A 2129-nucleotide genomic window follows, 5' to 3' on the forward strand; every position below is an offset into this window, starting at 1 on the left:
AAGACGGTTTGGCCCCGCCACGACCAGCCACAACGCGGCTGCCGCCCACCCGGCTTGCCGTCCGGGCTGCGTGGCAGCTCGATCCTGGGGTACTACCAGGGGTACCAGCGGATGCACCGACCGGAGCTGCTGGTCCTGGACCAGCCGATGCCGTTCGGAATGAGTCTGGCCCACGCGACCTCCACGGCGTCCGCGCCTGGAGCCAAAGGAGTCCCATGGCACCCTCGACCCGTCGGCTGCTCGGCACGGCAACCGTGGCAGCCGGGGTGACGGCGGCGGGCTATGTCGGCCTGGTGACCGGTGCCTGCCCGCTGGACCTTGGCATCGGCCGGCGCCCACGCCCGCTCGGCCCCCAGCTCGTCGAGGTGGCCGCCCCCCGCGAGGCGGTCTTCGACCTGATCGCCGAACCCTACCTGGGCCGCGCGCCGCGCGCGCTGGCCGACAAGGTCCGCGTGCTGGAACGCGGCAGCGACATGGTGCTGGCAGCCCACTTCACCCCGCTCGGCGGGCGGCTGGGGCTGGTGGCCCAGACGGTGGAGACCGTCCGCTTCACCCGCCCGGAGCGGGTCGACTTCCGGCTGGTCCGCGGGCCGGTCCCGCACGTGGTCGAGGCGTTCACGCTGGCCGAGCAGCCCGGCGGCGCCGGTACGCTGCTGGCCTACCACGGGGAGATCGCCGCCGACCTGTGGCGCCTGGGACAGCGGTGGAGCGAGCTGGTGGGGCGCCGCTGGGAGCAGACGGTCGCGGCGTCGCTGGCGGCGGTCAAGGCCGAAGCGGAACGGCGCGCAGCCTCCGCGGCACGCCGGCGCCCGCGCGGCCACCAGCCGCCCCCAGCGGGCCGGTAGCTGCCAGCGGTCGCGCGACGACATCCGCCAACACCGCTGACGCTGGCAAGGAGCCGCGATGCCGCCGCTGTATGTGCTCGACGTCAACGAGACCCTGCTCGGCCTGGTCGGCTTCCTCTGCTGCCAGCCGCTCCGACCCGAGGCGTGCCCGCACCGAGAGGAATGAGGCGGTCGTGGCGGCCCCGGGACCACGGTCTGCACGATGCCGGCCCTCTAGCGCGGCCGGGGCGCGGTCGCTTGGTGCAATCAACCACGCCTGACAGACGTCCGGGAGGCGATGGCATGTCCTCGAACCGTGGAGGTGATAGTTCCCCGCCAGAAGGCGGTCAACCTTTGCGGCTGGTCCGGAACAGCCCCGAGCGACACCGCAAAACCCTCACCCGCTTCCAAGGTGAGCGGCGCAGGTCGTCATCTCTCGAGTCCTGGGGCCGCCGCCTGCCGGCTGCGGTCGCCGGGACGTCGGGTCAGGGCTGCTCGATGAGGGTCTTGAGGTTGCCGAGCACGGTCGGCAGCATGCCGGCCCACAGCCGGCTGACCTCGGCGTCGGCGGCCGGGTCGAGGGCCACGAAGCTGGACTCCCAGACGATCCGCGCGCCGCGGCCGGCGGGCTCGACCGCAAAGCGGCCCCGGTTGTCGGCGACCGGCAGGCCGCCGTGGATGGTGTAGCGGTAGGAGCGGGTGGCCGGTGCGTCGTCGAGGATCGCCTCGTGCTGGGTGTGCCCGTCGGCGAGGGTGCAGACCCGGGGCATGCCGTCCAGCTCGACCTTGGTGATCCCTGGGATCCAGCGGTCGACGGCGGCGAGGTCCCCCAGGACGTGCCAGGCGGTGTCGGGGTCGGCGGCGACCTCGATCGTCTGGGTGAAGGTCGGCATCGGTCTCCCTTCCCGCGCTGCGGTGGCTCACGGTAGCCTATGCTCAAGCCCGGCTTTCACAAGTCAAGACTTGTATTCTGATCGTGCAGCGAGGGAGGACCGAACGGCCATGAGCGCCGAGGATGTCCTGAAGGCTCTCGCGGAGCCCCGCCGCCAGCAGATCCTGCGCCTGGTGCGCGCCACGCCGCGCTCGGTCGGCGAGCTCGCCGAGCAGGTCGAGATCACCCAGCAGGCGGTCTCCCAGCACCTGCAGGTCCTCAGGGACGCCGGCCTGGTCGCCGCCCGCCAGGACGGCACCCGGCGGCTGTACGCCATCCGGCCCGAGGGCCTGGAGTCGCTGGACCGGTTCCTGGCGGAGCTGTGGCCGGCCGGGCTGCAGCGGCTCAAGGCCGCGGTGGAGGCCGACGAGCAG

General features: G+C 72.9%; 3 protein-coding genes. 2 read left to right on the top strand and 1 reads right to left on the bottom strand.

What is annotated here, in order from left to right; translation table 11 throughout:
- Positions 1–215: 215 nt before the first annotated feature.
- Entirely contained in the window at positions 216–845 is a 630-nt protein-coding gene (locus VG276_02960) for an SRPBCC family protein (GenBank protein ID HEV8648369.1), read from the top strand.
- Between the two features lie 464 nt (positions 846–1309).
- Here the strand turns inward: VG276_02960 and VG276_02965 are convergent, their stop codons facing one another.
- The gene (locus tag VG276_02965) at positions 1310–1717 is read right to left on the bottom strand and encodes an SRPBCC family protein (GenBank protein ID HEV8648370.1); all 408 of its coding nucleotides are present in this window, start codon (positions 1715–1717) and stop codon (positions 1310–1312) included.
- A 109-nt stretch (positions 1718–1826) separates the two neighbouring features.
- On the opposite strand from VG276_02965, the gene VG276_02970 reads away from it, so the two are divergent.
- Positions 1827–2129, top strand: a 303-nt coding sequence (locus tag VG276_02970) for a metalloregulator ArsR/SmtB family transcription factor (GenBank protein ID HEV8648371.1), incomplete at its 3' end; no start/stop codon positions are given.

The organism is Actinomycetes bacterium (genome assembly GCA_036000965.1).
Taxonomy (GTDB): Bacteria; Actinomycetota; CALGFH01; order CALGFH01; family CALGFH01; genus DASYUT01.